Annotated in this window: 21 protein-coding genes; 12 read left to right on the top strand and 9 right to left on the bottom strand. The window is 65.8% G+C overall.

The genetic code is table 11. From position 1 onward, the window contains the following. Positions 1 to 26: 26 nt before the first annotated feature. From minC to F7R26_RS00610, 4 genes are all read left to right on the top strand, one after another. On the top strand, positions 27 to 842 hold the full coding sequence (gene minC, locus F7R26_RS00625; RefSeq protein WP_150985436.1) for a septum site-determining protein MinC: 816 nt from the start codon (positions 27 to 29) through the stop codon (positions 840 to 842). Positions 843 to 904: 62 nt separating this feature from the next. After that, the gene (minD, locus tag F7R26_RS00620; RefSeq protein WP_043342744.1) at positions 905 to 1,720 is read left to right on the top strand and encodes a septum site-determining protein MinD; all 816 of its coding nucleotides are present in this window, start codon (positions 905 to 907) and stop codon (positions 1,718 to 1,720) included. A 15-nt stretch (positions 1,721 to 1,735) separates the two neighbouring features. Beyond that, positions 1,736 to 1,990 (top strand): cell division topological specificity factor MinE, encoded by a 255-nt coding sequence (minE, locus tag F7R26_RS00615; protein ID WP_006164360.1) that lies wholly within the window; start codon positions 1,736 to 1,738, stop codon positions 1,988 to 1,990. A 351-nt stretch (positions 1,991 to 2,341) separates the two neighbouring features. Beyond that, entirely contained in the window at positions 2,342 to 3,427 is a 1,086-nt protein-coding gene (locus F7R26_RS00610) for a porin (RefSeq protein ID WP_150985435.1), read from the top strand. Between the two features lie 92 nt (positions 3,428 to 3,519). Here the strand turns inward: F7R26_RS00610 and F7R26_RS00605 are convergent, their stop codons facing one another. Both F7R26_RS00605 and F7R26_RS00600 read right to left on the bottom strand, forming a co-directional pair. Next, positions 3,520 to 4,230 (bottom strand): ATP-binding protein, encoded by a 711-nt coding sequence (locus F7R26_RS00605; protein WP_150985434.1) that lies wholly within the window; start codon positions 4,228 to 4,230, stop codon positions 3,520 to 3,522. A gap of 128 nt (positions 4,231 to 4,358) precedes the next feature. Beyond that, a complete protein-coding gene (locus F7R26_RS00600; protein ID WP_150985433.1) occupies positions 4,359 to 5,057 on the bottom strand; it encodes a response regulator transcription factor in 699 nt (232 codons plus the stop codon). A 232-nt stretch (positions 5,058 to 5,289) separates the two neighbouring features. Here F7R26_RS00600 and F7R26_RS00595 point away from each other — a divergent pair, with 232 nt between their 5' ends. Further along, positions 5,290 to 5,982 (top strand): response regulator transcription factor, encoded by a 693-nt coding sequence (locus tag F7R26_RS00595; protein WP_150985432.1) that lies wholly within the window; start codon positions 5,290 to 5,292, stop codon positions 5,980 to 5,982. A 17-nt stretch (positions 5,983 to 5,999) separates the two neighbouring features. Here F7R26_RS00595 and F7R26_RS00590 read toward each other — a convergent pair whose 3' ends face one another. The 3 genes from F7R26_RS00590 to F7R26_RS00580 form a co-directional block, all read right to left on the bottom strand. Further along, positions 6,000 to 7,010 carry a Bug family tripartite tricarboxylate transporter substrate binding protein gene (locus F7R26_RS00590; RefSeq protein ID WP_150985431.1) on the bottom strand — a complete coding sequence of 337 codons (1,011 nt, stop codon included), beginning with the start codon at positions 7,008 to 7,010 and terminating at the stop codon, positions 6,000 to 6,002. Between the two features lie 134 nt (positions 7,011 to 7,144). Then, on the bottom strand, positions 7,145 to 7,435 hold the full coding sequence (locus F7R26_RS00585; protein ID WP_150985467.1) for a hypothetical protein: 291 nt from the start codon (positions 7,433 to 7,435) through the stop codon (positions 7,145 to 7,147). A gap of 48 nt (positions 7,436 to 7,483) precedes the next feature. Next, positions 7,484 to 8,521 (bottom strand): EamA family transporter, encoded by a 1,038-nt coding sequence (locus F7R26_RS00580; protein ID WP_241754391.1) that lies wholly within the window; start codon positions 8,519 to 8,521, stop codon positions 7,484 to 7,486. Positions 8,522 to 8,642: 121 nt separating this feature from the next. Between F7R26_RS00580 and F7R26_RS00575 the strand changes: the two genes are divergently transcribed. Both F7R26_RS00575 and F7R26_RS00570 read left to right on the top strand, forming a co-directional pair. Further along, entirely contained in the window at positions 8,643 to 9,221 is a 579-nt protein-coding gene (locus F7R26_RS00575; protein WP_241754390.1) for a MarR family winged helix-turn-helix transcriptional regulator, read from the top strand. 124 nt (positions 9,222 to 9,345) lie between these two features. After that, complete coding sequence (locus F7R26_RS00570) at positions 9,346 to 10,665, top strand: M20/M25/M40 family metallo-hydrolase (RefSeq protein WP_150985430.1); 1,320 nt, start codon at positions 9,346 to 9,348, stop codon at positions 10,663 to 10,665. 191 nt (positions 10,666 to 10,856) lie between these two features. Here F7R26_RS00570 and F7R26_RS00565 read toward each other — a convergent pair whose 3' ends face one another. Further along, entirely contained in the window at positions 10,857 to 12,113 is a 1,257-nt protein-coding gene (locus tag F7R26_RS00565) for an MFS transporter (protein ID WP_170301835.1), read from the bottom strand. A gap of 107 nt (positions 12,114 to 12,220) precedes the next feature. Between F7R26_RS00565 and F7R26_RS00560 the strand changes: the two genes are divergently transcribed. After that, positions 12,221 to 13,090, top strand: coding sequence for an AraC family transcriptional regulator (locus tag F7R26_RS00560; RefSeq protein ID WP_150985428.1), 870 nt, complete (start codon positions 12,221 to 12,223; stop codon positions 13,088 to 13,090). 915 nt (positions 13,091 to 14,005) lie between these two features. On the opposite strand, the gene F7R26_RS00555 is transcribed toward F7R26_RS00560, so the two are convergent. From F7R26_RS00555 to F7R26_RS00545, 3 genes are all read right to left on the bottom strand, one after another. Continuing rightward, on the bottom strand, positions 14,006 to 15,271 hold the full coding sequence (locus F7R26_RS00555; RefSeq protein ID WP_150985427.1) for a M20 aminoacylase family protein: 1,266 nt from the start codon (positions 15,269 to 15,271) through the stop codon (positions 14,006 to 14,008). A 295-nt stretch (positions 15,272 to 15,566) separates the two neighbouring features. Continuing rightward, entirely contained in the window at positions 15,567 to 16,409 is an 843-nt protein-coding gene (locus tag F7R26_RS00550) for a fumarylacetoacetate hydrolase family protein (RefSeq protein WP_150985426.1), read from the bottom strand. Next, positions 16,406 to 17,134, bottom strand: a complete 729-nt coding sequence (locus F7R26_RS00545; RefSeq protein WP_150985425.1) for a GntR family transcriptional regulator — start codon at positions 17,132 to 17,134, stop codon at positions 16,406 to 16,408. Before F7R26_RS00545 ends, F7R26_RS00550 begins: the two co-directional genes overlap by 4 nt. Positions 17,135 to 17,315: 181 nt before the next feature. On the opposite strand from F7R26_RS00545, the gene F7R26_RS00540 reads away from it, so the two are divergent. The 4 genes from F7R26_RS00540 (at position 17,316) to F7R26_RS00525 (ending at position 21,983) form a co-directional block, all read left to right on the top strand. Beyond that, positions 17,316 to 18,614: an MFS transporter gene (locus tag F7R26_RS00540; RefSeq protein ID WP_150985424.1), complete on the top strand. Its 1,299-nt coding sequence runs from the start codon at positions 17,316 to 17,318 to the stop codon at positions 18,612 to 18,614. Between the two features lie 94 nt (positions 18,615 to 18,708). Then, the gene (locus F7R26_RS00535; RefSeq protein WP_150985423.1) at positions 18,709 to 19,437 is read left to right on the top strand and encodes a maleate cis-trans isomerase family protein; all 729 of its coding nucleotides are present in this window, start codon (positions 18,709 to 18,711) and stop codon (positions 19,435 to 19,437) included. Between the two features lie 13 nt (positions 19,438 to 19,450). Next, positions 19,451 to 20,866: a dihydropyrimidinase gene (gene hydA / locus F7R26_RS00530; protein ID WP_150985422.1), complete on the top strand. Its 1,416-nt coding sequence runs from the start codon at positions 19,451 to 19,453 to the stop codon at positions 20,864 to 20,866. A gap of 379 nt (positions 20,867 to 21,245) precedes the next feature. After that, complete coding sequence (locus F7R26_RS00525; RefSeq protein ID WP_150985421.1) at positions 21,246 to 21,983, top strand: aspartate/glutamate racemase family protein; 738 nt, start codon at positions 21,246 to 21,248, stop codon at positions 21,981 to 21,983. The last annotated feature ends 70 nt before the right edge of the window (positions 21,984 to 22,053 follow it).

Raw genomic sequence — 22,053 nt, 5'->3', positions numbered from 1 at the left:
ATGTCCCATTTCCACGGTCACCGACTATGTCCCAGAAGAAATCGCCACGCTTCGAGCTGCGCAGTGGCAATGTCGACGCCCTCCTCCTCGCTCTCAAGACCACCGACATCGCAGCGCTGCGTGACGATCTCCTGTCCCGCTTCGAATCGACCCCCGATTTCTTCTCCAACGATGTGGTGGCCCTGGACCTGCGCCGGCTGGAAAACGACGACCAGGTGGCCCTGGACACGGTGATCGAGACCCTGGCCCTGCTCAAGGCCCGCGCTATCGGCGTGGTGGCCCGCGAGGCGCAGCGTGGCTGGGCCGAGTCGTTTGGCCTGCCGCTGCTCGACAGCCAGAGCCGGCGCGGTGGCCGGGACGAAACCCCGCCGGCCGAGCCGGCAGGCCCCTCCCCGGCCGAAGCGCTGGCCGACGCCCAGGCTGCGGCCCAGGCCGAGGCAAAGGCGGCGGCCGCCGAAGTGGAAGCCGCCGCCGCGGCCGCCATTGCCGAAGCCGCCGCGCGCAGCGTGCCCACCATGCTGATCGACAAGCCGCTGCGCTCCGGCCAGCAGATCTACGCCGCCGGCGACGTGGTGATCCTCGACCTGGTCAGCTACGGCGCCGAGGTCATCGCCGAAGGCAACATCCATATCTATGCCCCGCTGCGCGGCCGCGCGCTGGCGGGGGTCAAGGGCTACGCGCAGGCGCGCATCTTCTGCACCTGCCTGGAGCCCGAACTGCTCTCCATCGCCGGCATCTACCGCACCGCCGAACTGCCGCTGCCCGCCGATGTGCTGGGCAAATCGGCCCAGGTGCGGCTGTCGGGGGAGAAACTGATTCTCGAACCGCTCCGGATGAAGTAACACCCGCCGCAGAGCCCAAACCACAGCAGCGCAAGCTTCAACCATTACTGGATCCAAGAGCCATGGCAAAAATCATCGTTGTGACCTCCGGCAAGGGAGGCGTAGGCAAGACCACCACCAGCGCCAGCTTTTCCGCCGGCCTGGCCCTGCGTGGCCACAAGACTGCCGTGATCGACTTCGACGTCGGCCTGCGCAACCTCGACCTGATCATGGGTTGCGAGCGCCGCGTGGTGTACGACCTGGTCAACGTAGTACAGGGCGAAGCCAACCTGAACCAGGCCCTGATCAAGGACAAGAAGTGCGAAAACCTGTTCATCCTGCCGGCCTCCCAGACGCGCGATAAAGACGCGCTCACCAAGGAGGGCGTGGAGAAGGTCATCAATGGCCTGGTCGACATGGGCTTCGAGTACATCGTCTGCGACTCGCCCGCGGGCATCGAGTCCGGCGCCCTGCTGGCCATGTACTTCGCCGACGAGGCGCTGGTCGTGACCAACCCCGAGGTGTCCTCGGTGCGCGACTCGGACCGCATCCTGGGTATCCTGTCGTCCAAGACCAAGCGCGCTGCCGAAGGCGGCGACCCGATCAAGGAACACCTGCTGATCACGCGCTACAACCCGAAGCGCGTGCACGGCGGCGAAATGCTGTCGCTCACCGATATCCAGGAAATCCTGCGCATCAAGCTGATCGGCGTGGTGCCGGAATCCGAAGCCGTGCTGCACGCGTCCAACCAGGGCACACCGGCCATCCACCTGGAAGGCTCCGACGTGGCAGACGCCTATGGCGACCTGGTGGACCGCTTCCTCGGCAAGGACAAGCCGATGCGTTTCACCGACTACCAGAAGCCGGGGCTGCTTTCGCGCATCTTCGGCAACAAGTAAGGGGGGTCTACCATCATGTCGATTCTGTCCTTCCTGCTCGGCGAGAAGAAGAAGTCCGCCTCGGTTGCCAAGGAGCGGCTGCAGATCATCCTCGCCCATGAACGCACCGGCCATTCCGCGCCGGCCGATTACCTTCCCGCCTTGCAGCGCGAGCTGGTCGCGGTGATTTCCAAATACGTAAAGATCAGCGACCAGGATCTGCGCGTGAGCCTGGAACGCCAGGACAATCTCGAAGTGCTCGAGGTCAAGATCGAGATCCCACAGGGATAACCCTGAGCCGGGCCAGCATTCTCCGGCCCGCGCTTCCAGCGGCGGCGCTTCACCGTGAAACGCCCGCCTGGCCTGCCTTGGTGGCCTGCGCGCACTCGCGCCGCCGGCACCATCCCCACGGCGTGGGGTACACGAGTAACGCGGGCTTCATCTCGCGATGCACCATTGTGTAGATTTGTCGCGGCGTCACAACGCTTTTGCACCAATTGCCAGCTTAGAGACTGCCAACGGCGTGCATTAGTGTCTAAATCTTTTCTGTTTTGTTAAATTTTCGCGGGCGTTTACACGAAACGTAAACTCGTCAGCCGTCGCGATCCGACCGCTGACACTACAGAATAGAAAAGGAGCCACATGAAGAAATCAGCCCTGACCCTCGCACTTGGTACGCTGCTGGCCGGCAGCGCCTACGCACAGACGTCCGTGACCCTGTACGGCATTGCAGACGTGAGCATTCGCTACACGAACAATTCCAACCAGGCCAACAACAGCCAGTACCAGATGACCGACGGTGCTGTGACGCAAAGCCGTTGGGGCCTGAAGGGCAGCGAAGCCCTCGGCAACAACCTGAAGGCGATCTTCCAGCTGGAAAGCGGCTACAGCCTCGACAACGGTTCGATGAATTCGTCGGGCGTGCTGTTCAATCGTCAGGCTTATGTGGGTCTGGCAGGCGATTTCGGCACCATCAAGCTGGGCCGTCAGTACACCGAAGGGTTTAACTTCTTCGGCGACTTCGATCCGCTGACCATCGGTAACTACCAAGCCAATGCCTGGCCGTTCTTCCTGACCCAGTTCCGCGCCAACAACGTCGTGAGCTACGGCGGCAAGTTCAGCGGCCTGGACGTGGGTGCCAGCTATGGCTTCGGCGAGCAGCCGGGCAGCCTGACCAAAGCCAGCTCCACCGGCAAGCCGTACTTCGGCGCTCGTGCAGCCTATACGGTTGGTCCGTTCGCCTTCGGCGGCGTGTACCAGGAAATCCGCGACACCTTCGGCAACAAGCAGCAAATGTGGGGCGCGGCTGGTAAGTACTCCATCGGCCCGGCGAAGGTATTCCTGGGTTATGTCGGCGGCCAGGACAAGACCGGCCAGATCGACACCAACTTCATGAACGTTGCCGGCAATCCGGTTCCGGTCGGTGGCAACGCTGTGAACAACCCCCGCAAGGACGCCCTCGGCTACCTGGGCCTGACCTATCAGGCAACCCCGGCCCTGGCGCTGACCGGCGTGTTCTACGGCGACCACATCCAGAACAAGAATGGCCTGTCCAACAACGCTGGCAATCGCTACACCGGCGTGCTGCTGGCCGAGTACTCGCTGTCCAAGCGCACCCAGGTCTACGGCACCGTGGACTACAACAAGGTGACTGGCGGCGTGACGACCGAACTGCCGGGCAAGAACAACCAGACCGGTGCGGCAGTCGGTATTCGCCACATTTTCTGATTGTCCTTGTCGGCATGCCCCGCGCTCGCGCGGGGTAACGCCTGACTGCAAGAAAGCACCTTCGGGTGCTTTTTTGTTTTTCAGCGCATTTTTCAGCGCAGCATGGGCAAGCGCAGATGCCAGGTGACACTGCCATCGGCTTCAGTGCCAGCTTCAGTTCCGGCTTTGGCATCCGCATCGAGCGCGCCGCCATGGCGCAACAGCACGCGGCGGCAAAACTGCAGCGCCGGCGTCCCGGCACGCGCGGCACGCCACGCATCGGCATCGGCATCGGGCACGAAGACAACGGAAATCCGGCAGAGGCGGCCGTCGAGCCGCTGCCGCACCCGCGGCGGCGTGCTCCCGGCTGCGGACATCATGGCCAGCGCCATCAGCACGCGCAGGGCTTCGGCCAGCATGGCGGCATCGCCCCGTATCCAGGCCTTGCGGCCAGCCAGGTCGAGTTCGGGCGTGGGCCCGGCATGCAGGCAGAGCGTGTCGGCGGACTCGCGCAGCAGCGCGGTCAGCTCCAGTATCTCCATGCGGTAGCCGTGGGCAAGCTCGCGCAACAGACGCGCGATGTCGTCGGTGAGCCGCAGCGACGCCTGCGCATAGCCCGCTGTCTGCGCCACGAATGCCGCGTGCGCGCATGCCGACGGCACATCCTGGTGCAATTGCACCAGTGCCAGGATGGCACTCTGCGGCGAGCGCAGATCGTGCGACAACGCCCGCATGGCGGTTTGCCAGGATGCCAGCGCCGCGCTGTCGCACGCCGCCGCATCGACGGCGCCACCAGCAGGTAGCATCGCGCGGATGGCGGCCATGCCCGCGGGCCTGTCTTGCCCGCCCTCTGCCATGCCCGCCCCCATCCTGTGGGCTAGACGCTCCAGGCAACGCGCGACAGCACGCAGGCCCGCTGCCCAGCGCAGGATTTCACAACACAGCCACGCCGTCATGGCGCCGCGCCGGTGAGTTCGAGACGGTAGCCATGCGTGTAGACGGGCAGCAGCCGCAGCCCGTGTTCCGGGTTCAGGGCTAGCTTGCTGCGCACACGCGACATATGCGTATCGATGGTGCGCGACAGCGGCGAGATCTCGCGCCCCCAGACCGCCGCCACGATATGGTCGCGCGACACGATGCGCCCTTCGTTGCGAAACAGCAGCACGGCCAGGTCGAACTCCTTGGGCGTCAGCCTGAGCGGCTGGGCGCGATGCGCCACCGTGCGCGCGGCGCAATCGATGACGTAGTCGGCCAGCGCCACCTGCGCGCCGCCGCTGCCCGGGTCCGGATAGGCACGGCGCAGCAGCGAACGGGTGCGCGCCAGCAGCTCGCCGCGACGCACCGGCTTGAGCATGTAGTCGTCGGCGCCCGTGGCGAAGCCATCGACGATGTCTTCTTCCTGCGTGCGGCAGGTCAGGAACATCACGGGCACGCGCCGGTCCAGGTTGGCGCGCACCCAGGTCAGCACCTCCTTGCCGGAAAGATCCGGCATCTGCCAGTCGAGCAGCAGCAGGTCGAAGTTCTCCTCGCGCAGTTGCCGCAGCAGGTCGCGGCTGCGCGTGAAGGTGGTGCAGGCATGCCCGGCCTCGCCGAGAATCTGCCGGATCAGGGCCGCCTCGGCGGGTTCATCTTCCAGTGATGCGATCTTCATACCCATGCAATTTGGCCGGAAAGGCTTGGGCGCCTGCCGGTCTCGCGGTAATTGGCGCCGCCGGCGCCAGGGATTGACCCGACGATGCGGGGCTATCCGTCATTAGAAGCCGCGAGAGAAGCCTGTCGGATGAGAAATTTCGCAATCTGCGGCGGGAGCTTCCATTAGCGCTCCGCCACGCGGGCCGCGACGCTAAGATGCCCTGGCAATGCCGAGCACGAGGAGAGCGTTCATGCGAGTCGCAGTACTGGAGGACAACCCGGCGCGAGCCATCCTGCTGGAGCAGACGCTCAGGCTCAGCGGCCATGAGACAGTGCGCTTTCGCGAAGGGGGCGCGCTGATGCAGGCGCTGCGCAGCGAGCCCTACGCGCTGCTGCTGATGGCCTGGGAGGTTCCCGGCATCCCGGCGCGCGACGTCTTGCTGTGGATACGCCGCACCCTCGGCGATGCGTTGCCGGTGATGCTGCTGAGCCAGCACAACGACGACGACCATATCGCCCGGTGCTTCGCCCATGGCGCGGACGCCTTCCTGCCGCCGCCGGTGCGCCATGCCGAGCTGGCCGCGCGCGTCGATGCGCTGCTGCGGCGCATGGCGCCGGTAGCGCAGGCCTGCGGCGATCTTGAGCTGGGCGCTTACCGCTTTGTGCTGGCCGAGCGGCGCGCCTTCGTCAACGGCCGCCTGGTCAAGCTGGCGCCCAAGGAGTACGAGCTGGCGGTCTTGCTGTTTCGCCATGCCGGCCAGTTGCTGCTGCGCCAGACCATCGAGGAAGCGGTCTGGCACCGCAGCATGCCGTGTGCGTCGCGCACGGTGGACAGCCACCTGTCGCGCGTGCGCACCAAGCTGGCGCTGGAGCCGCGCAATGGCGTACGCCTGTCGGCGGTGTATGCCACCGGCTGCCGGCTGGACCTGGTCGAGCAGCCGTGACGCGGCTGCCCGGCCCGTCAGTCCGCCTTGATGCCCGCTTCCTTCACGATGCGGGCGTTGTCGTCGTATTCCGCATGGATGGCCTTGGCGAACTGCGCGGCGGTACCGCCGGTGGGGACTTCGCCGCCCTTGAGCAGGCGCTCGCGCACCTCGGGCTCCTGCAGGGCCTTGTTCAGTTCGGCATTCAGCCTGGTGATGATGGCCACGGGCGTGTGCGCTGGCGCGAAAATGCCGAAGGTGGAGGTGAGGTTGGCCTTGGGGTAGCCCAGCTCGGCAAAGGTCGGCACATTGGGCAGCGACTCGATGCGCTTGGGTGCGCCCACCGCCAGCGCGCGCAGCCGGCCGGCCTGCATGTGCTGGGTCAGCATGGGGCTGGCGTTGGTGCTCATCACCTCGAACTGCCCGCCGAGGGCGTCGTTCATCTGCTGGCCCGCGCCCTTGTAGGGAATCAGGGTGAGGTCGGCCTTGGCCTTCGACTTGACCTGTTCCAGCATGACATGGCCCACCGTGCCCAGTCCGGACGTGGCCCAGCGCACCGAGCCCGGCTTGGCCTTGGCTTGCGCCAGCAGGTCCTGGAACGACTTGCCGCCAAAGCTGGACGTGGCGATCACCAGCACGGGCGAGTACATCACGCTCATGACCGGCGCGATGTCACGCTGCGGATCGTAGTTGACGCGGCCCACGTGCGGGTTGAGCGTGAGCGGGCTGGTCGAGGCAAAGCCGAGCGTGTAGCCGTCCGGCGCGGCCTTGGCCACGGCGTCGATGCCGATGCTGCCACCCGCGCCCGCCTTGTTTTCCACCACCACCGAGGCACCCATCTGGGCCGACAGGCGCTCGCCGAGCGCGCGCGCCACGGTATCGCTGATGCCGCCGGTGGGATAGGCCACGATCAGCCGGATCGGGCGCGCGGGATATGCACCAGCGGCACCGGCGGCACCGGCTGCATCAGCAGCGTTGGCGAGCGGGCACATCAGGGCCGCAGACACGGAGGCAGCAGCCAGCAGGGGAATTCGGTGGGAAGCGGACATGGCGGGGGACGACGAGGACAACGGTTGGAAGACGGCACAACGGAACGACGGAACAACGGAACTGGCCGTGCTGGCGCCGCCGGGCGGCCCGGAACCGGGCGCTGGACCGTCAGCACGCGTGCAGGAAACAGGCACTATTTTATCCGATCGGCGCCGCGGCCCAGCGCGCGGTCCGGCACCCACGAGACAAAGAGCTCGTTGGCGCGGTCATAGAGCCGCCATACGGTACCGCACTCGCGGCACGTGAACGTGAGCATGCTGAACGGCACGCCGGCGGCGCTCTGGCTGACCAGCGGCGCGGTGTGCTTGAGCACAAGCCGCTCATGCGGCTCGCGCCGGCGGGAATCCGCCGCTAGCGCCAGACAGTGATCGCAAGCGGGCCGGGAGGAGGTGGGGGAAGGTACGGCGGACGTCATGCCCGCCATGATGCCGCAAAAACGGCGCGCCATTCACCCTGGTCGTTCACCTTTGCTTCACCGTTGCGTTCCCCCTTGCCGCGGTGCCAACGGCGCATGCGCCTTATCTGAAGCCCCGGAGCCTGCGGCAGCAGCCTGCGCCGCCTTCGGCGCGCGCTGCCCGAGCCACACGCTGGCCAGCACCAGCAGCGCGCCGGCCATCTGCGCCGGGTTCAGGGTCTGGCCAAGTACCAGGAAGCCCAGCACGGTGGCGCTAACGGGGCTGAGCAGGCCCAGCGCGGACACCGCCGCGGTCGGCAAGCGGCCAATGCCACGGAACCAGAACGCATAGCTCACGCCGGCACCGGCCACGCACAGCCACAGGTAGCCGAGCACGTTGGGCAGCGTCAGCCGCGCCGGCAGTGTCTCGAAGGTCAGCGCGAAGGGCAGCAGGAACAAGGCGCCCGCGGTGAGCTGCCACGCGGTGAGCACCAGCGGCGAGACCGGAGGCCGCCAGCGTTTGGCGAGCACCGTGCCCAGCGCCATCGACACCGCGCCGGCCGCCGCGGCAGCCACGCCCACGCCGTCCAGCCGCGCGGCGGGCCCCAGCACCAGCAAGGCCACGCCGCCGATGCCGCCCAGCCCGGCCAGCCACGTCGCCAGATGCGGCCGCGCGCCCAGCAGCAGCCACGCCAGCAGCACCACCAGCAACGGCTGGATCGCACCCACGGTCGCTGCCACGCCGCCCGGCAGCCGGTAGGCGGCGATAAACAGCATGGCCTGGAACAGGCCAATATTGAGCACGCCCAGCACCGCCGCCTTCCACCACCAGCCGCCGCGCGGCAGTTGCCGGCCCCACGCCAGCATCGCCAGGCCGGCCGGCAGCGCGCGGATCACGCCCGACAGCAACGGCTGCCCCGGCGGCAGCCACTGGCTGGTGACCAGGTAGGTGCTGCCCCAGATCAGGGGCGCCGAAGCGGTCAGCAGGACATCCGCCGTGCGTACCTGAACCTGCGGGGCAGGCGTGGAAGACGGCGCGGATGGGCGCGCCGCGCGCAGCGTTGGCGAGACGAGTTGGGGGGCGGGTTGGGGGGCGGGCTGAGGGTCGGCTTTCATGTCGTCATGGCTCCATTTTTCTTCACGACAATATTCTTGATATCAAGATATAAAATCCACTTTACGAACTGAAAGCCTTGATGTCAAGATTCTCGTCAACCAACATCAACAGCAGCCCACCATGGCCACCCGCGGCAAACCCAAGCCACGCAGCGCGACAGCGCCCTCCCCGAAAGCCGGCAGCGACGAGGCCCCCCAAGACGGGGGCGATCGCGTCGACCATATCCTGGCCCAGTGGGCGCGCGAGCGCCCTGACCTGGATGCCGCGCCGATGGGCATCATCGGCCGGGTCTGGCGCCTGGCGCGCCACACCGACCGCGCGGTGGAGGCCGCGCTGGCGCCGACCGGCCTGAACGCCTGGGAGTTCGACGTGCTGGCCACGCTGCGCCGCTCCGGCCCGCCTTATGCGCTGTCGCCGGGCGCGCTGATCGATTCGCTGATGATCACCTCGGGCACCATGACCAACCGCATCGACCATCTGGAGCGTGCCGGGCTGGTGCGTCGCAGCCCCAACCCGGATGACCGGCGCGGGCTGCTGATCGAGCTGACCCAGCCGGGCCGCGAGCGCATCGACCACGCGCTGGAAGTGCACGTGGCCAATGAGCACCGTTTGCTGGAGCGGCTATCGGCCGCGGAGCGCAAGCAACTGGCAAGCCTGTTGCGGCGCTGGCTGCAGGGCTTCGAGACGGCCGGCGAATGACGCGGCAGGCGGGCGCGTCGCAGCAACGCATGCGCCACGCGTGGCACGAACCCTGCAATCCTCCCAGCCTTTTTTCTGTTTCCCCCCCAACGCGTTTTTCCTCACTGCATCACGGAGCCCCCACATGCGCTTGAACCTTAGCCCGCGCGCCAGCGCGCTTGCCCACCGCCGCCGTCCGTCCTTGAAAACGGCGGCCGCGCTTGCCGCCCTGCTCTGCGCCGCTGCCGCGCAAGCGGCGCCGGTGGAGCCCGCCTACCAGTTGTCACAGCAAGAAAAGCCGGCGCTGATCGCCACCCTCAAGGACCTGGTCTCGATCGAATCCGGCAGCAAGGACATCGAAGGGCTGGACCGCATCGCCACGCTGATCCGCGACCGCCTGGCCGCGATGGGCGGCGACGCGCAGCTGATCGAGCCCACCGAGGTCTACCGCATGGAAGACACGCCCAAGCAAGTGGGCAAGATGGTGATGGCGCAGTTCAAGGGCACGGGCAAGCGCAACATCATGCTGATCGGCCATATGGATACGGTCTACCTGCGCGGCATGCTGGCGCAGCAGCCGTTTCGCGTCGACGGCGAGCGCGCCTACGGCCTGGGCATCGCCGACGACAAGAACGGCGTGGCCGTGATCCTGCATACGGTAGCCATCCTGCAGAAAATGGGCTTCAAGGACTACGGCACGCTGACCGTGCTGATCAACGGCGACGAGGAAATCAGCTCGCCGGGCGCGCGCGCCATGCTGACCAAGATGGGCAGCCAGCAAGACGCGGTGTTCTCCTGCGAAGCCACGCGCGTGACCGGCGACCGCCTGTCGCTGGCCACCAGCGGCATCGGCGCCATCTCGCTGACTGTGCACGGCAAGGCCTCGCACGCCGGCAGCTCGCCCGAGAATGGCCGCAACGCGCTGTATGAACTCTCGCACCAGATCCTGCAGATGCGCGACCTGTCCAACCACGAGACCGGGCTCAAGGTGAACTGGACGATCTCCTCGGCCGGCACCAACCGCAACGTGATCCCGGCCACCGCCACGGCCCAGGCCGACGTGCGCGTGCTGCGCACCGCCGACTACGACAACCTGGAGCGCACGCTGCAGGAACGCATAAAGAAGCAGCTGATTCCCGATACCAAGGTCGAGGTCAAGTTCGAACGTCGCCGGCCGCCGCTGGAAGTCACCGACGCCGCGCGCAAGCTGGCCGCGCACGCGCAAGACGTGTATGCGGAGATCGGCGAGAAGCTGGCCGTGTACGACACCGCCGAAGGCGGCGGCACCGATGCGGCCTTTGCCGCGGCCGCCACCAAGGCGCCCGTGATCGAGCGCTTCGGCCTGCGCGGCTTTGGCGCGCACTCCAACGATGCGGAATACGTCGACCTCAACTCGGTCACGCCGCGCCTGTACCTGCTCACGCGCATGATCATGGACGTGTCGCAGGACAAGACCGGCCGCTGATCGGCTCGCCCAGCCTGTCGCGCGTGCCGGCCCGATGCCGGGCTGGCACGCTTCTCACCTATGGAGTACGACAGGAGCGCGGCAGCACGCGCCGGCGATGCGGGCCGCGGCTTCAGCGTCGTGGCGAATCAGGTCAAGCCGGTCTCCGAGCTCACCCAGCTCGGTATGGCCACAAGCCGCCGCGCGCGGACTCAGGCCAGCTTTTTTCGCCCGCCCAGGTCTGGCAGGAAAATGGCCAGCAGCCCCAGCAACGGCAGGAAGGCGCACAGCTGGTAGACCGATTGGATGCCGTGCGCATCGGCCAGCTTGCCCAGCACCGCGGCGCCGATGCCGCCCATGCCGAAGGCAAAGCCGAAGAACAAGCCCGACACCATGCCCACCTTGCCCGGGATCAGCTCCTGGGCGAACACCAGGATGGCCGAGAACGCCGAGGCCAGGATAAAGCCGATGATGAACGACAGCACGCCAGTCCAGAACAGGTTGGCATGCGGCAGCATCAGCGTGAACGGCGCCACGCCCAGGATCGACGCCCAGATCACGCGCTTGCGGCCGATGCGGTCACCGATCGGGCCGCCCAGGATGGTGCCGGCCGCCACCGCGAACAGGAACACGAACAGGTAGAGCTGCGAGCTCTGCCGCGTCAGGCCAAAGCGCTCCATCAGGTAGAAGGTGTAATACGTGTTCAAGCTCGCCATGTAGAAATACTTGGAGAACACCAGCGCCATCAGCACCACCATGGCCCGCACCACGGTACTGCGCGGCAGCGGCGCGGCGGCGGCGACCGCCTTGCGCTTGCGCGTGGTGTGCGCCAGTTCACGGCCATACCAGCCGCCGATCTGCCACAGCACGGCAATCGCCAGCAACGCCGCCAGCGAGAACCACGCCACGCTGCTCTGCTGATGCACGATCCACGCCGCCAGCAGCGGCCCGGTTGCGCTGCCCGCGTTGCCGCCAACCTGGAAGATCGACTGTGCCAGCCCGTGCTGCCCGCCCGACGCCATGCGCGCCACGCGCGACGACTCCGGATGGAAGATCGACGACCCGGTGCCCACCAGCGCGGCCGCCACCAGCAGCACGCCATAGGTCGGCGCCACCGACAGCAGCAGCAAGCCGCACAACGTGAACCCCATGCCGATCGACAGCGACTGCGGCTTGGGATGCTTGTCGGTGTACAGGCCCACCACCGGCTGCAGCAGCGAGGCGGTGATCTGGTAGGTCAGGGTCAGCAGCCCGATCTGGGTAAAGCTGAGGTTGAAGCCGCCCTTGAGCATCGGATAGATGGCCAGGATCAGCGACTGGATCATGTCGTTGAGGAAGTGCGAAAAACTGATCGCCCCCAGCACCCGGAAACCGGTCCGCTCGGTGGCCTGCGCGGTAGTGGAAGTCTGGGCCAGGCCTTGTGGCGAGGCATTCGCGCCGCCGGGCGCGGTTTCGATGTGGCTGCTCATGATGGATACGGGGCCGAAAAGGCAATGGGGGAATCCTGGCGCTCATCCTAAATGGCACGATCCAGTCTGTCCTGCGAGAATAGGGCCAGAACCTTGGAGAAAAGGACATGCCCCGCCTCCCCCGCCCGATCACACAGCGAAGCGCCAAAAAAGCCGAACGCGCCGAAAACGCCGCGCCCACGACACCCGCCTCCCCCCGCGCCGACACCTACTCCGAGTCGCCCGACTACCTGCGGTACGACCGCAGCGCCATGCCGGTCACCGCCATGGCCGCCGACTACGTGCCCGGCCACGTTACCAAGCCACACCAGCACCCCAATGCGCAACTGGTGCACGCGGTGCATGGCGTGATGGTGGTCGCCACCGCCGAAGGGCAATGGATCGTGCCCCCCACGCGCGGCATGTGGATGCCTGGAGGCATGTTGCACTGGATCCGCATGGTCGGGCACGTGCGCATGCGCACCGCCTATATCCGGCCGGACGCCGCTGACAACCTGCCCACCCGTTGCACCGTGCTGGGCATCACGCCACTGCTGCGCGAGCTTATCCTCGCCGCGATCGATATCCCTTCGCCCTACACGGAAGCGTCCCGGAACGGGCGGCTGATGCGGTTGTTGCTGGACGAAGTCATGCTGGTGCCGACGTTGCCGTTGCACTTACCGCGTCCTGCCGATGCGGGATTGCGGGAGATTTGCGATGCGATTGTCGGAGCGCCGGATACAGCGCTGACTTTGGCGCAATGGGGCGAGCGGCTGGGAGTGGATCCCAAGACCATTCAGCGGCGCTTTGCGCGGGAGACCGGGATGACATTTGGGCAGTGGCGGCAGCAGGCTCGGCTGCTGTCGGCGTTGGAGGGGCTGGCCGCCGGGGCTAAGGTGGTGGATGTGGCGCTGGATCTGGGGTATGAGAGTCCTAGTGCGTTTTCTACTATGTTCAGGAGGCAGTTTGGGGTGCCGCCTAGTGGGTTTTTTCGGTGATTTTTGGGGGGGGCGAGGGGGGAACCGTTGGCTCTTGGTGTTTGATTTGGCTTGGATTTGGTACGGCGTTGGCTTTTGCACCCAAGGGCCATACGACATCCCCCTGCGGGGGCTGCCGGTCACTTTTCTTTGACCGGCAAAGAAAACTAACGAAAAGAAAGCCGCCCTGCCGGGAGCAGAGCAATCGGGCTTATGTGGGGCGGTGGTTGCGTCGTACGGCCCGGAGTGTTGGCTGGCAGATCCTACCGACCCAAAGGACATCGCACTTGCATGACCTACGGGTTGCGTGGTGCGGCCCCTGACCTCGTGTGCGGTGACCATTCCCACATCTGCCGTTCGCGGGGCGAAGTGCTGCGCCGTTTCGGGTGTGGCTGGTTTCGTGGTTTTGTCTCGGAGGGCGAGCGTCGTGGGTGGGGTCTGAGCACGGCCCTCACGGGCGGGCCACGGTGCCCACCACGAAACCAGGGGAGTTGATAGCAAGGCGTCGGCTGCGCCGGTACGGCAGGACATCAAATGGCCGGGCGCCCGCCGCCAGAGACAAAACCACGAAACCACCAGGGCAGGCAGGATCGTGGTGCTGCGCACCGCGAACGGCAGATGTGGGAATGCTCACCGCGCAAAGCGATCAGGGGCACCGCCACGTGACCATTGGGTCATGAAGTTGCGATGACCTGTGAGCCGGTAAGGCAAAGGCCAGCCAACACTCCGGGCCGTACGACGCAACCACCGCCCCACATAAGCCCGATTGCTCTGCTCCCGGCAGGGCGGCTTTCTTTTCGTTAGTTTTCTTTGCCGGTCAAAGAAAAGTGACCGGCAGCCCCCGCAGGGGGATGTCGTATGGCCCTTGGGTGCAAAAGCCAACGCCGCTGAAAAAACACCAGCCAACACAGCAAAAGCCAACTGGTCACCCCCCTTTCAATTCTCCAAATACCTCTCCACCAACCTAGCCCAATAAGCCGCCCCAACCGTCAAATTCTCATCATTAAAATCATACCCAGCGTTATGCAGCAAAGGCTGCCCCGCCCCATTCCCCATCCGCACAAAACACCCCGGCCGCTGCTGCAGGAAGTAAGCAAAATCCTCGCTCCCGGCGATCAGCGGGAAATTCGCCACCACCTTGTCAGGCCCCACCAGTTCCTCGGCCACCTGGCGGGCGAACTCCGTCTCGCGCTCACTGTTGATCAGCACCGGGTAGCCCCGGATGTAATCAATCTCCACCGTAGCGCCATAGCCCTCCACATGTGAGGTCACCAGCCGCCGGATACGATCCTCCAGGGTGCGCCGCACATCGGGGCTGAACGAGCGCACGCTCAACTCCAGCTTGGCGCTCTCGGGGATCACATTGGGCACATGCCCTGCATGCAATGTGCCGATGGTGACCACGGCGGTTTCGTTCGGGTCGATATTGCGCGACACGATGCTCTGCAGCGCCATCACCAGGCTGCCGGCAACCAGGATCGGGTCGATCGACTGGTGCGGGCGGGCCGCGTGGCCGCCCTTGCCGCGGATAGTGATGGCGACCGTATCGCAGGCCGCCATGAAGGGGCCGGCGCGGAACATGAAGGTGCCGGCTTCCACGCCGGGATGGTTGTGCAGGCCGAAGATCGCGTCGCAGGGAAACCGCTCGAACAGGCCGTCGGCAAGCATGCGCTCGGCGCCGCCGCCGGCGCCGATTTCCTCGGCGGGCTGGAAGATCAGGTTGACGGTGCCGTTGAAGTTGCGTGTGCGGGCCAGCTGGCGCGCCGCGCCGAGCAGCACGGTGGTGTGGCCGTCGTGGCCGCAGGCGTGCATCTTGCCGGCATGGATGCTGGCGTATGCCAGGCCGGTGCGCTCATGAATGGGCAGCGCGTCCATGTCGGCGCGCACGCCGATGCTGCGCGGACTGTCGCCCTGGCGCAGCGTGCCGACCACGCCGGTGCCGCCAACGCTGCGCGTCACCGCGTAGCCCCAGCCTTCGAGCTGGGTGGCGACCAGCTCGGCGGTGCGCACTTCGTCGAAGGCGAGCTCGGGATGCTGGTGGATGCTGTGGCGAATGGCTTCCAGCTCGGCGCGGCTGTCGACGGTGTCGGCCAGTTCACAGAATCGGGAAGCGCGGGAAGTGGAGGTAGCGCAGGCGGCGGGTCGGGTCGCGTGCGAGTCGGCAAGAAGTGACTCGATCAGTTCGGGGGCGTGTTCTGACATGGCAGTACTCTTTTTCTCGATGCCCTTTGCGAGGCGCAGGGCGTATAGAAAACAGTATTTCACGCTGGGCGCAGAGCGCAAACGGTTTAACCCTTTGTAGCGAAATCAGCGTAACAACTGTTGCGAACGGGGAACGTTCTCGCGTTCATTGGGATCATGGGGAGATTTGCGGCCGTGGGGGCAGGTGCCGATAGCGGTACAGGCGGGCCGACCAGCAGGCCAACAAGCGGCACCACAAAGCAAGAAGGGCGGCCATCGCTGGCCGCCCTTCTTCACGTCTTTCGGACAATCCGCTCTACGCGTAGGCCACCACCGTCTGGCCCTGCTCGCCCAGGCCGTCGATGCCCAGGCGCATGGTGTCGCCCGCCTTGAGGAAGCGCGGCGGCTTGAAGCCCATGCCCACGCCCGGCGGCGTGCCGGTGCAGATCAGGTCGCCGGGGTGCAGCGTCATGAAGCGGCTGACGTAGCTCACCAGCGTGGCCACGTCGAACACCATGGTGGCGGTGCTGCCCTTCTGCACGCGCTGGCCGTTGACATCCAGCCACAGGCCCAGCGCCTGCGGGTCGGGCACTTCGTCGCGCGTGACCAGCCAGGGGCCGACCGGGCAGAAGGTGTCGCAACCCTTGCCCTTGTCCCAGGTGCCGCCGCGCTCGATCTGGAATTCGCGCTCGGAGACGTCGTTGACCACGCAGTAGCCGGCCACGTGCGAGAGCGCATCGGCGAGCGAGACGTCGCGTGCCACTTTGCCGATCACCACGCCGAGCTCCACTTCCCAGTCGGTCTTCTCGGAGCCGCGCGGCAGCATCACCGGGTCATTGGGCCCGTTGAGCGCGCTGTTGGCCTTCAGGAAGACGATGGGCTCGGCCGGCAGCGCCATGCCCGCCTCGGCGGCGTGATCGGCGTAGTTCAGGCCGATCGCCACGATCTTGCCGATGCCGGTCCAGGGCACGCCGAAGCGCTCGGCCTGCACCACCGGCAGCGTGGCCGGGTCCAGCTTGGCCAGGCGCGCCAGCGCTTCGGCCGACAACGCCTGCGGCCCGAGGCCGTCCAGCACGCCGGACAGGTCGCGCACGCGGCCTTCAGCATCGATCAGACCCGGGCGTTCCGCGCCCGGCTTACCCACACGTACTAGTTTCATCGTTTCCCCTTGGCTTCGGTGGCGATGTGGCCGGCGGGCTCGGAAAGGGTCCGCGCGACCACGGTCAGGACTTCTTTTGCAGTGTTCTCGGAATGCTGGCGCAGCACCTGCGCCAGCCGCGGCCGGCCCGGTTCGCGCAGCGCGGCCATGATGGCCTCGTGTTCCTCGTGCGACTCCTGCCAGCGCAGCATATCCGCATTGGCGGCACCGCGCGCGCGGTGGACCTTGCTCATCAGCATGGCGTAGATGCCGGCCAGCACGGGGTTGGCCGCGCCGTCGATGATGAGCTGGTGGATTTCCTGGTTGGTGCGGAAGTACTCGGTGCGCCGCCCGGCGGCGTGAGCCTCCAGCATCGTCTGGTGCTTGCGCTCCAGCCGCGCCATGGCCACCTCGGACAGGCGCGCCGCCGCGAGTTCGCCGGCGGTGGCCTCCAGCCCGTGCAGCGTCTCGAAGGTGGAGCGCAGCTCATCCAGATCGAGCGGGGCCACGCGGTAGCCGATGTACTGCCGATGCAGCACCAGGCCTTCGGACACCAGCACCTTGAGCGCCTCGCGCAGCGGCGTCTTGGAGACGTCGAACATCTCGCAGAAGGCGCGCTCGTCGATGCGCGCGCCGGGGGGCAGTTCGCCCTCCTCGATCATGGTACGCAGCCGCGCGGCGATTTCGGCCGACATGCCGAGGGTGCGCAGGCGGGTGGATTTAGGAAGCGTTTGAGTCACAGACATCACCGAGATGGGGAACATGCACCACAAGAAGGCTAACACATCCCAAAATTGTGCGTTCGCATAACAATAAAATCAATGACTTACGAGAGTTGTAATTACAGATTACGTATCCTATACTCCGTCCCAGTTGCGCGACACACAACACAAACCGCCTAACATTCCCCCAAAGGAGACAAGCGTCATGCAAACGACAAGCCGGGCTGCAGCGCTAACGGAGACGAAGAGCTCCGTGCGCTGGAAGATTTTCCTGATGATGTTGTTCCTCATCGCCATCAACTACATCGACCGGGCCTCGCTCTCGGTCGCGATGCCGCTGATCGCCAAGGAATTCGATCTCAGCCCCACCATGCAAGGGCTGATCCTCAGCTCTTTCTTCTGGACCTACGCGGTCATGCAGATTCCCGGCGGCATGCTGGCGGACAAGTACAAGCCGCGCATCGTGATCGCCACCGCCACCGTTTTCTGGGGCGCGTTCCAGGCCCTGGCGGCCGTGTGCACCAGTGCCGGCGCGCTGTTGCTGACCCGCCTCGGGCTGGGCGCGGCCGAGGCGCCGATCTACCCGGCCGGTGGCAAGCTCAATGCGATCTGGATGACGCAGAACGAACGCGGCCGCGGCGCCACCCTGCTGGACGGCGGCGCGCCGCTGGGCGCGGCGCTCGGCGCCATCATCATCACCTGGCTGATCACCGCGCTGGGTTCCTGGCGCCTGGCCTTCGTGGTCGCTGGCGTGGGCACCGTGCTGGCCGGCATGCTGGCGTGGTACTACGTGCGCAACTCGCCGCGCGAACACCGTGGCGTCAATGAGCTGGAAGCGAGCTATATCGAAGCCGCGCAAGCCAGCGAGCACCGCGCCGAGCCGGCCAACCTGTCGGGCCGCTCGCTCGACTTCCTCAAGTACCGCTCCGTGTGGTGCATGGCGACCGGCTGGATGTGCTTCAACAGCGTCTTCTACGGCCTGCTGACGTGGATGCCCAACTACCTGAACAAGGTGCATGGCTTCGACATCAAGCAGATGGGCGGCGCCAGCTTCATCATCTTCTTCTCCGGCTTTATCGGTGAACTCATCGGCGGCTGGATCGCCGACAAGTGGAAGGCCGCCGGCGGCGCGCCCAACCTGGTGATGCGCACCCTGTTCGGCATCGCCGCCGTGGTGGCTACCGTGTCGATCTTCTCGGTGGCGTACGTGAAGGATCCGGTGGTGGTGGTTGCCCTGCTCTCCTCCACGCTGTTCTTCCTGCGCTGGTGCGGCCTGTACTGGTGCATCCCGTCCATCCTCGGCACCCGCAACAAGGTGGGCGTGCTGGGCGGCATCATGAACCTGGGCGGCAATATCGGCGGCATCACCGTGCCCATCATCGTCGGCATGATCGTGCAGATCACCGGCTCGTACTTCCTGGCGCTGATGTTCTTTGCCGCCGCCGGCGTGGGCCTGCTGATCTCCTCGACCGCGATCGACTACGAGAAGAAGCTGCCGGTCTGAGCGCAGCGCGACCTCCACAGCTAGCCATACAGTCGCACGCGCCGCGCCGGCACACGCCGGCAGCGGCGCGGCATCTCCTAAAGAGCATTACCCCATGACCAAACGCACCCTCCTCGGCATGCTCACGCCGTCGTCCAATACCGCGCTGGAACCCATCACCAGCGCCATGGTGAGCGGCCTGCCCAATGTCAGCGCGCATTTCTCGCGCTTCACCGTCACCGAGATCTCGCTGCGCGACCAGGCCCTTGGCCAGTTCGACCTCGACAAGATCATTGGCGCGGCCAAATTGCTGGCCGATGCGCGCGTGGACGTGATCGCATGGAACGGCACCTCCTCCGGCTGGCTCGGCTTCGAGAAAGACCAGGCGCTGTGCCGCCAGATCACCGAGGCAACCGGCATTCCCGCCACCACCTCGGTGCTGGCGCTGAACGAAATCCTGGAAAAGACCGGCGCGCACGACTTCGGCCTGGTCACGCCCTATCTCGACGATGTGCAGCAACGCATCGTGCAGAACTACAAGCGCAACGGCTTTAGCTGCACGGCCGAGCGTCACCTCGACCTGCATGTGAACTACAGCTTCGCCGAGGTGGAAGAAGACACCATCCGCCGCATGGTGCGCGAAGTGGCGCAGCACAAGCCGTCAGCCATCACCACGTTCTGCACCAACCTGCGCGCGGCGCACCTGGTGCAAGCGCTGGAAGCCGAGACCGGCATCCCCGTCTACGACACCATCGCCACCGTGGTGTGGAAATCGCTGCGCCTGGCCGGCGTGGACACGCGCGCGCTGCGCGGCTGGGGCCGCTTGTTTGCCGAAGTGGAATGAAGGAGCAGGGCGCATGAACACCGAACTTGATCTTGTCATCCGCAACGCCGAAGTGGTCACCGCCTCTGACCGCTTCACCTGCGACATCGGCGTGCGCGACGGCCGCATCGCCATGCTGGGCAATGGCCTGCCGCGTGCCGCGCGCGAGATGGATGCCACCGGCCTGCTGGCGCTGCCGGGCGGCGTGGATGGCCACGTCCACCTGGACCAGCCCATGCCCGACGGCATGCGCATGGCGGATGATTTTTTCACCGGCACGCGCGCTGCCGTGTGCGGTGGCACCACCACGGTGATCCCGTTCGCGGCGCAGGAAAAGGGCGGCTCGCTCAAGGCCGCGGTGGCGGACTACCATCGCCGCGCCGAAGGCCGCGCGGTGGCGGATTACGGCTTCCACCTGATCGTGGCGGACCCCACGCCGGAAGTCTTGCAGAATGAATTGCCCGAGCTGATTCGCAAGGGCTACACCTCGTTCAAGGTCTACATGACCTACGACGACCTGAAGCTGTCAGACCGCGAGATGCTGGACGTGCTCGACGTAGCCAAGCGCAACGATGCGCTGGTGATGGTGCATGCCGAGAACGCGGATTGCATCTCTTGGCTCACTGAAAAGCTGGTCGGGGAAGGGCGCATCTCGCCGCGTTTCCACGGCATGGCCCGGCCTGCGCTGGTGGAACGCGAAGCCACGCATCGCGCGATCACCTTTGCCGAGCTGGTCGACGTGCCGATCCTGATCGTGCATGTTTCCGGCAAGGAGGCGATCGAGCAGATTCGCTGGGCACAGGGCAGGGGCCTGCCGATCCTGGCCGAGACCTGCCCGCAGTACCTGTACCTGACTGCCGAGGATATGGGCTTGCCTGGCGATGATGGTTACGAAGGCGCCAAGTGCGTGTGCAGCCCGCCGCCGCGCGATCCGGAGAATCAGGAGGCTGTCTGGCGTGCGCTGACCAATGGCGTGTTCAGCGTGTTTTCCTCGGACCACGCGCCGTTCAACTATGACGATCCGCAGGGCAAGAAGCTGGGCGGCACGGCGCAGCCGTTTGACCACATTCCCAATGGCGTGCCCGGCATCGAGACGCGGCTGCCGCTGTTGTTTGATGGGATTGCGAAGGGCAAGCTTTCGCTGCATCAGTTTGTTGAACTGACTTCCTACCGGCCGGCACGGCTGTATGGCTTGTACCCGCGCAAGGGGACCATCGCTGTTGGCGCGGATGCCGATATTGCGTTGTGGGATCCTTCGCGGAAGGTGCGGATTGCTAATAGCGATTTGCATCATGCGGTGGATTACACGCCTTATGAGGGGATTGAAGTGACCGGGTGGCCGGTGCATTGCTTCTCGCGGGGGGAGTTGCTGGTGGAGGATGGGAGGTATCTGGAGCCGGCGCCGGGGAGGGGGAGGTTCTTGCCGGCGGGGGCGCCTTCGTTGGTTTGAGACTGTTGTTGAGTTGACGTGAGTGGCTTAACTTCAAATTCAAAAGCCTAAAGTCAAAGGCAGTTTCACCACCCCTGCGGGGCGGCGACCTACTTTCTTGTCTTGCCAAGAAAGTAGGCAATGAAGGCGCGCCGGATGGGGCGACACCCCCTCGTCGTCAGGCAAAAAGAGCGGCCGGGGGCCAAACTCACATCGCCTTAAGGCGATGCTCAGACATGGCCCCCTCTTTTCCGCTCTTTTTGCCTGACGACGAGGCGCCCCATACGGCCTGGTACACCTTCACGGCTCGCTTCGCATCGCGTGGGGGGGCTCGCTTCGCATCGCCTGGTGGGCAGCCACTCGGGGCCGGTTTGCTGGGCAATTTTTTCCGGACATGATCATGCGTATTCTTGTTGTTAATCCTAATATTTCCGAGAGCGTTACCGAGCTGATTCGCGCGGAGGCTTTGCGTACGGCTTCGCCGGGGACTTCGCTGGCGATGGCGACGGCGCAGTTTGGCGTGGCTTATATCGAGACGCGTTTCGAGGCGCTGGTGGGGGGCTACGCTACGGCTTGCGTGGCGGCGGAGCATCAGGGGCAGTTCGATGGCCTGGTGGTGGCTGCGTTTGGCGATCCTGGGCTGGCGGGGTTGAAGGAACTGTTCAACGTACCGGTGGTGGGGATGACAGAGGCGGCGCTGGCCAGCGCCTGCCTGCTTGGGCAGCGTTTTTCCATCATTGCGATTTCGCATCGGATCGAGGCCTGGTATCGCGAGTGCGTGGCGGCTAACGGGCTGACCTCGCGGCTGGCCAGCGTACGTTCGCTGCAGCAGCCGCTGCGCGATATCGGCAGCGTGCAGGAGGATCATGCGGCGCGGCTGGAGGAACTGAGCCTGAAGGCAGTGCGCGAGGATGGCGCGGACGTGATCATCGTGGCCGGCGCGCCGCTGGCCGGGCTGGCGCGTACGCTCACGGACCGGATTCCGGTGCCGGTGGTGGATGGTGTATCCAGCGCGATCCGGCATTGCGAGAGCTTGATTGCGCTGGCGCCCACTGGCGCGGCAGAGGGCAGCTTCGCGCGGCCGCCACACAAGCCGAATCGCGGGTTGCCGCCGACGCTGGCGGCGATGCTGGACTAAGTGGCGCCGCCGGGCGCAGGCCGTCTCTTATAATCTCCCGGCTTGGCATTTCGATGCGATCTCCGGAGAG

It is taken from the genome of Cupriavidus basilensis (assembly GCF_008801925.2).
GTDB lineage: Bacteria > Pseudomonadota > Gammaproteobacteria > Burkholderiales > Burkholderiaceae > Cupriavidus > Cupriavidus basilensis.
The sequence above is the reverse complement of the archived record's forward strand: the minus strand, read 5'-3'. Positions and strand labels throughout refer to the sequence as shown.

Bases quoted from the DNA above. Each gene is read 5' to 3' on its own strand.
- minC (WP_150985436.1), top strand. From the start codon at position 27: ATGTCCCAGAAGAAATCGCCACGCTTCGAGCTGCGCAGTGGCAATGTC.
- minD (WP_043342744.1), top strand. From the start codon at position 905: ATGGCAAAAATCATCGTTGTGACCTCCGGCAAGGGAGGCGTAGGCAAG.
- minE (WP_006164360.1), top strand. From the start codon at position 1,736: ATGTCGATTCTGTCCTTCCTGCTCGGCGAGAAGAAGAAGTCCGCCTCG.
- F7R26_RS00610 (WP_150985435.1), top strand. From the start codon at position 2,342: ATGAAGAAATCAGCCCTGACCCTCGCACTTGGTACGCTGCTGGCCGGC.
- F7R26_RS00605 (WP_150985434.1), bottom strand. From the start codon at position 4,230: ATGGCCGCCATCCGCGCGATGCTACCTGCTGGTGGCGCCGTCGATGCG.
- F7R26_RS00600 (WP_150985433.1), bottom strand. From the start codon at position 5,057: ATGAAGATCGCATCACTGGAAGATGAACCCGCCGAGGCGGCCCTGATC.
- F7R26_RS00595 (WP_150985432.1), top strand. From the start codon at position 5,290: ATGCGAGTCGCAGTACTGGAGGACAACCCGGCGCGAGCCATCCTGCTG.
- F7R26_RS00590 (WP_150985431.1), bottom strand. From the start codon at position 7,010: ATGTCCGCTTCCCACCGAATTCCCCTGCTGGCTGCTGCCTCCGTGTCT.
- F7R26_RS00585 (WP_150985467.1), bottom strand. From the start codon at position 7,435: ATGGCGGGCATGACGTCCGCCGTACCTTCCCCCACCTCCTCCCGGCCC.
- F7R26_RS00580 (WP_241754391.1), bottom strand. From the start codon at position 8,521: ATGAAAGCCGACCCTCAGCCCGCCCCCCAACCCGCCCCCCAACTCGTC.
- F7R26_RS00575 (WP_241754390.1), top strand. From the start codon at position 8,643: ATGGCCACCCGCGGCAAACCCAAGCCACGCAGCGCGACAGCGCCCTCC.
- F7R26_RS00570 (WP_150985430.1), top strand. From the start codon at position 9,346: ATGCGCTTGAACCTTAGCCCGCGCGCCAGCGCGCTTGCCCACCGCCGC.
- F7R26_RS00565 (WP_170301835.1), bottom strand. From the start codon at position 12,113: ATGAGCAGCCACATCGAAACCGCGCCCGGCGGCGCGAATGCCTCGCCA.
- F7R26_RS00560 (WP_150985428.1), top strand. From the start codon at position 12,221: ATGCCCCGCCTCCCCCGCCCGATCACACAGCGAAGCGCCAAAAAAGCC.
- F7R26_RS00555 (WP_150985427.1), bottom strand. From the start codon at position 15,271: ATGTCAGAACACGCCCCCGAACTGATCGAGTCACTTCTTGCCGACTCG.
- F7R26_RS00550 (WP_150985426.1), bottom strand. From the start codon at position 16,409: ATGAAACTAGTACGTGTGGGTAAGCCGGGCGCGGAACGCCCGGGTCTG.
- F7R26_RS00545 (WP_150985425.1), bottom strand. From the start codon at position 17,134: ATGTCTGTGACTCAAACGCTTCCTAAATCCACCCGCCTGCGCACCCTC.
- F7R26_RS00540 (WP_150985424.1), top strand. From the start codon at position 17,316: ATGCAAACGACAAGCCGGGCTGCAGCGCTAACGGAGACGAAGAGCTCC.
- F7R26_RS00535 (WP_150985423.1), top strand. From the start codon at position 18,709: ATGACCAAACGCACCCTCCTCGGCATGCTCACGCCGTCGTCCAATACC.
- hydA (WP_150985422.1), top strand. From the start codon at position 19,451: ATGAACACCGAACTTGATCTTGTCATCCGCAACGCCGAAGTGGTCACC.
- F7R26_RS00525 (WP_150985421.1), top strand. From the start codon at position 21,246: ATGCGTATTCTTGTTGTTAATCCTAATATTTCCGAGAGCGTTACCGAG.